The 5,986-nt window shown below is 56.0% G+C and carries 5 protein-coding genes; all 5 read left to right on the top strand.

Annotated elements, in window-relative coordinates:
• Positions 1-2,262: PAS domain S-box protein (locus tag ABYV26_RS18600; protein ID WP_372682858.1), on the top strand; the 2,262-nt coding region annotated here is incomplete at its 5' end.
• Positions 2,263-2,402: 140 nt separating this feature from the next.
• On the top strand, positions 2,403-2,795 hold the full coding sequence (locus ABYV26_RS18595) for a response regulator (RefSeq protein ID WP_372682857.1): 393 nt from the start codon (positions 2,403-2,405) through the stop codon (positions 2,793-2,795).
• A gap of 55 nt (positions 2,796-2,850) precedes the next feature.
• Positions 2,851-3,729 (top strand): universal stress protein, encoded by an 879-nt coding sequence (locus ABYV26_RS18590; protein ID WP_372682856.1) that lies wholly within the window; start codon positions 2,851-2,853, stop codon positions 3,727-3,729.
• A 57-nt stretch (positions 3,730-3,786) separates the two neighbouring features.
• The gene (locus ABYV26_RS18585) at positions 3,787-4,419 is read left to right on the top strand and encodes an AAA family ATPase (protein ID WP_372682855.1); all 633 of its coding nucleotides are present in this window, start codon (positions 3,787-3,789) and stop codon (positions 4,417-4,419) included.
• Positions 4,420-4,757: 338 nt separating this feature from the next.
• A complete protein-coding gene (metK, locus tag ABYV26_RS18580) occupies positions 4,758-5,924 on the top strand; it encodes a methionine adenosyltransferase (protein ID WP_372682854.1) in 1,167 nt (388 codons plus the stop codon).
• Positions 5,925-5,986 lie beyond the last annotated feature (62 nt).

Raw genomic sequence — 5,986 nt, 5'->3', positions numbered from 1 at the left:
GACCAGGAGATATGGGATCTTTATGGCGGCAAATGGAAAAAATCGGAATTGATCGAGGGTGCCTACGAAGCGGAGGTCTTCTTCCCAAAGCTGGGCAACGGCGGCAAGTGGTGCTGGTTTACCGCTGCGCCCATCAAGGCCGCTGACGGCAGCGTCATCGGGGCCATCGAAACCCTGTGGGACAACACCGACAAAAAACGGGCCGAGGCCGACCGTCGGCAATACACCCGTAAGCTGGAAGAGAACCAGCGTGCGCTCTCTCAAATCATTCAGGGCAGCACCATTCCCACCTTTGTCTTAGACAGGGACCATACCATTACCCACTGGAACCATGCCCTGGAAAAGCTCACCGGCCATCCCTCAGTGGAGATGATGGGCACCAACCGTCAGTGGGCGCCTTTTTGGGACAGCGAACGGCCGTCCATGGCCGATGTCATCCTGGATCAGAAGAGCGACCAGGAGATCTGGGACCTGTACGGCGGCAAATGGCAGAAATCCGCTCTCATCGACGGGGGATACGAGGCGGAGGTTTTTTTCCCAAAACTGGGCAACGGCGGCAGGTGGTGCTGGTTCACCGCCGCCCCGATCAAGGCCGCCGACGGTACGCTGGTGGGGGCCATCGAAACCCTCTGGGACACCACTGCGGCCAAGCGGGCTGAAGAGGAGCAGGCCCGCCGCAATCGAGAACTGACCACCTTGTACTCCATTTACACGGCCCTCAATGCACCGCTGCCCCTTCAGGAGCGCATCGAGGGGGCGGTGCTGGAGATCCGCGACTTCATGAAAGCGGAGAGCGTTTGTCTTTACATGTCCGGCGCGGGGGGGCGGTTCGATCTGCGTTATTTCAACGCCTGCTATGCCGACCCGGGCTACGGCCAGGACGGACCGGAGTCGCAAGCCGAGATTATGCGCAAGGTCTCCCGCACCGATAAACCCATCGTTTACAACACCGGGGATCATCATGGCCGCTTTTCAACTGATACGGAGCCGACGGGCGCCACCTTTGCCTATATTCCCATCAGCGCCAAAGAGACCAAGGGGCTCGGTGTCATGCGCATCGAACGGGAGACCGAACGGTTTTCATCGGAAGAACTTCACCTGTTGGACCTGATGGGCAATCGCATCGGAGCTACCCTTGAAAACGACCTGTTGCAAGAGGAAGTCATCCGAAAATCCGAATTCCAGGCCAAATTGATCAGAAGCGCCCATGACGGCATCATCGCCACGGATGAGCAGTGGCGGACGGTTATCTTCAACCCGGCTGCCGAACAAATATTCGGCTATCGTGCCGATGATGTGGTCGCTACCAAAGATGCCAGGGACTATTTGCCTCAATGGGTCCAGGAAACGCTCATTCGCACGGGGTTGGAGGGGGATGCCAAAGAAACCTTTCCATGGACCGAAACCGAAGTCAAAGCCAGCACCGGTGAGTCGATACCGGTTAGGTTCTCAGGGTCGCTATTGCGGGAAAAGAAAAAAATGATGGGCACGGTGGCATTTTTTCAGGATCTGCGCGAAATCAAGCGGCTTGAACGGGAGTTGGTAAACAGCGAACGGCTGGCGGCCGTCGGCCAGACCGTTGCCGGCATGGCCCACTGCATCAAGAACATCCTTCACGGGTTCAAGGGCGGCAGCTACTTGATGGATGTAGGACTGGGTCGGGACAATACCGAAAAAATGCGCAAGGGCTGGGAAATGATCCAGCGCAACATCACCCGCACCTCGGATCTGGTGATGGACCTGCTCTCCTACTCCAAGGAGCGCGAGCCCGAGTATGAGACCTGCCAACCCAATGAAATCGCCGAAGACGTATGCGAATTGTTGGAGGGGGTAGCCCGGGATCATGACGTGACCATGGCCCGGGAATTTTCCGACCGGATGGTGCCGGTGGTCATGGATCCTCGCACCGTGCATCGCTGTTTGATGAATCTGGTGACAAATGCCATCGATGCATGTATCTTTGACCCTGATGTTGACAAAGATCATCAGGTGACGGTGGCCACCGAAAGGGAGAATACCGGGACCATTCGCTACGACGTGAAGGACAATGGCTGCGGTATGTCTGAAGAAGTCAGGGCCAAGCTCTTCTCCTCCTTTTTCAGCACCAAAGGCGTCAAGGGAACTGGACTCGGTTTGTTGGTGACCGCCAAGCTGGTGGAAGAACACAAGGGAACCATCCATGTGGAATCCACCGAGGGGGAAGGCACTACATTCAGCATTCGATTTCCGGCCCAGACAGCGGACGCCGCCAGCTTGAACTGAGTGCCAGTTCAACGGTCCAAGGTTCATCGCAATCCTCAACCCAGGTCAACGTATGAGAGCAAGCCCAGAACACTGAACCCGGAGCTCAGAACCTTTGAACGCTCTACCATATCGATGTTAACCTTCAAGGAGGGCTCGAGATGAGCAAAAAAGTATTGATTGTGGACGACGATCCCGATGTAAGACTGTTTAATGCCACTGTCGTGGAAGAAAGCGGCTATACGCCCATCGAAGCGGCCAACGGGGAAGAGGGGTTGAAAATCGTCAAAAAGGATCGGCCGGACCTGGTGATCCTGGATGTATTGATGCCCAAACAAAGCGGCATTCGCCTCTATCGTGAGTTGAAGACGGATAAAGCCCTGATCGGCATTCCGGTGATCATGCTTTCCGGTGTGGCCAAACGCACCTTTCTGCGTTCCCAAAAGGCGCTTACCGAGTTCGGGGACAAGCCGGTGCCCGAACCGGAAAACTACCTTGAAAAGCCCGTCGAGCCTGAAGAACTGGCCCGTGAAATCAAGAAGCTGTTGGGTTAGTATCCCGGCAGCCAGGCGCCGGAATGTTCGTTACTGCTGGCAAGGATGAGATGACATGGATATAAAAAAACTGTTGTTTGTCACCCGTTTTGACAACCTTCGGTTCGATGCGTTGCAGTCCCTCATGGACTTGAAGAAAGCTGCGCTCAACCACGTGGTGTTTCTCAATGTCATCGAGCGTGACAAGGTGGCCATGCGGCGGGGCAAAGGCTACGAAAAAAGCGCTGAAATCAGACTTCGCGAAAAGGCGAATATCCGGTTTATCGACTGGGCTGAAACCCTTTTCGAACAGGGTATGGAGGTGGGTGTCTATATCGTCGTGGGCAGTTTTGCCGGTCAGGTGATCCAGGCGGCTGAGAAGGAATCCGTGGATCTGATCGTCCTGAGTCCGGAAAAAAAGGGGCGCCTCGAGCAGCTTTATTCCGGGTCCGACATTACTGAAATCGTCCATCGATCTGCAACACCTGTGCTGGTCTATAAGTACCTCGCCCAAAAGGGCCCGTTGGCCGAGAATCCATTTGAAAAACCCTTGCTGGCCACCAATTGGTCCGCGGCCAGTCAGCGGGCCATCGACTACCTGAAGTCGCTCAAATCGGTTATCCGAGAAGTTGATGTGGTCCATGTGGCCAGTGAAAAGGACCTGAAGGAAACCTCGGCCATGGGCATCCAGAAGACCCGGAAGGAGAGCCGCCAAAAGCTGGATGCCTTGTGCGACGAATTGGAGGATTGCGGCATAACGGCTAAACCCCATGTCTATATCGGGGGCACTGTCGCGGAGATCGACAAGGCCGCAAGAGAGTGCCAGTCTTCCATGATTATTGCCGGTTCCCCGCGCAAACGCCTGTGGAAGGACCGGTGGGGAACCAGCATCAGCAAAGGACTGGCTGAACAGTCTATCTTCCCGATCCTGCTCATTCCTCCCAAAGAGGGGTAGTGGCCGGCCCGGCAGTGGAAAAAGATCCTAACCCGCAACGCGATTGAGGAGGCACCCATGGCGGTCATCACCATTTCGAGGCAATTCGGCGCAGGCGGCATCACCCTTGGCAAAAAAATTGCCAATGCCCTGGGCTATACCTTTGCCGACAGCGACATACTTCAGCGAGTGGCCAAGGAGGCCAATGTATCCACCCACTGGGTCGAATCCTTTGAAAAGGAGGCCGGCAGCAAACTCTCCCGAATGATTTCCAGCATGGTGTCCAAGCGATGGCTGGAACGGGTGCTCGCCGATGAGCGCGGCTATCTGGACGAACAGATCTATCTGGACTACCTGGTCCTGATCATCGCCCAGTTCGCCGATGAAGGCGATGTGGTAATCCTTGGCCGGGGGAGCCAATACATTCTCAACGACCATCCCGATGCCGTCCACATCCTTTTGGTGAATGAATTTGAGAACCGCGTTCAGTTCATGATGGACCGCTATGACATGTCGCGCAAGAAGGCCGAGCGAACGGTGGTCAACGAAGACCGAAGACGGGTGAGCCTTTACAAACGGCTGGGCAAGAGTGATTATGAAAATCCGCAACTCTATCACCTGGTGCTGAACATGGGCCGGCTGGATCTCGAAACCGCGCGGGACATGGTCTGCAGCCTGGTGGAACACAAGGTGGCGATGAAACCGGCATGACCTATGTTGACGGCTGCCATGCAGATGCCCTCCATCGGTAACCCTCGGGCCGCACCACGCAACTGAGTTCTCACCAAGCAAAGCCGAACGCTGGCTTTGCTTTTTTATAACACGATGTCATTATTGACATTTGCAAACGATTCCGCTACTGCTGACCTGCAAAATCGTGATAGTCCGCCTTGGACTGGAACGCCAGGCGTTATGCAGGAACCGGTATCTACGCCATCCGGTTTTGACCGGGAATATGGCAAAGGCTGGAACGCCGCGGCTCATGGACAACATGATGCTACTCCCGTAAACCAAAGCGGGTCGCTCATGATGAAAAAAGGAGACCCTGTATGACCAACAAGTTTTTATTCACCTCCGAATCGGTAACCGAAGGGCATCCGGACAAGGTGGCCGATGCTATATCCGACGCGATACTCGATGCCATCATGGCCCAGGACAAAGGCTGCCGGGTGGCCTGCGAAACCCTGGTCACGACCGGTCTGGCCTTTATTGCCGGTGAAATCACCACCGAGTGCTACGTGGACATGCCACAGATCGTCAGAGACACCATCAAGGATATCGGCTATCACTCCTCCCAGATGGGTTTCGACTGGCGCACCTGCTCGGTGATCACCAGCATCGACCACCAGAGCCCGGACATCGCCCAGGGTGTGAACCGGGGTGCAGGCCTTTACAAAGACCAGGGTGCCGGCGATCAGGGGCTGATGTTCGGGTTTGCCGCGGACGAGACCCCGGAGTTGATGCCCATGCCCATCATGTATGCCCACAAGCTGACCCGGCGCCTGACACAGGTGCGGAAAAACGGGGCGCTGGACTTTTTGCGGCCGGACGGGAAATCCCAGGTGACCATCGAATACCACGATGGCCAGCCCCAGCGGGTGGACACCATCGTGGTCTCCAGCCAGCACAAACCGGACGTCACCCATGAAGACCTGCGTGAAGCCATCATCGAAGAGGTGATCAAAAAGGTCATCCCGGCTAAAATGATCGACGGTGACACCCGTTATTTCATCAACCCTACCGGACGGTTCGTGGTCGGCGGACCCATGGGTGACTGCGGGCTCACGGGGCGCAAGATCATTGTAGACACCTATGGCGGCCAGGGCAGCCATGGCGGCGGATGCTTTTCCGGCAAAGACCCTTCCAAGGTGGACCGCAGTGCCTCCTATATGGGACGTCACGTGGCCAAGAACATCGTGGCCGCCGGTCTGGCTAAAAAATGCGAAGTTCAGATCGCCTACGCCATTGGCGTGGCCGAACCGGTGTCGGTGATGATCGACCTCATGCACACGGGAAAGGTGCCCAAGGAGCGGGTAGAGGAGATCGTCAGGGAGGTATTTGACCTGCGCCCCGCGGCCATCATCGAATACCTCGATCTGCTGCGGCCCATCTATCGCAAAACCGCTGCATACGGCCATTTCGGAAGGACCGAACCTGAATTTTCTTGGGAACAGACCAATAAGGCGGACATTATCCGTGAAAAGGCCGGCTTGTAATCGGCGAAACGACGATTATTGTAGGATGTAAACACCAAGGGGGCCAATGGCCCCCACTACTT

It is taken from the genome of Desulfosarcina sp. (assembly GCF_041551955.1).
GTDB lineage: Bacteria > Desulfobacterota > Desulfobacteria > Desulfobacterales > Desulfosarcinaceae > Desulfosarcina.
Note: the sequence above shows the minus strand (reverse complement) of the source record. Positions and strands in the feature narration are given on the sequence as shown.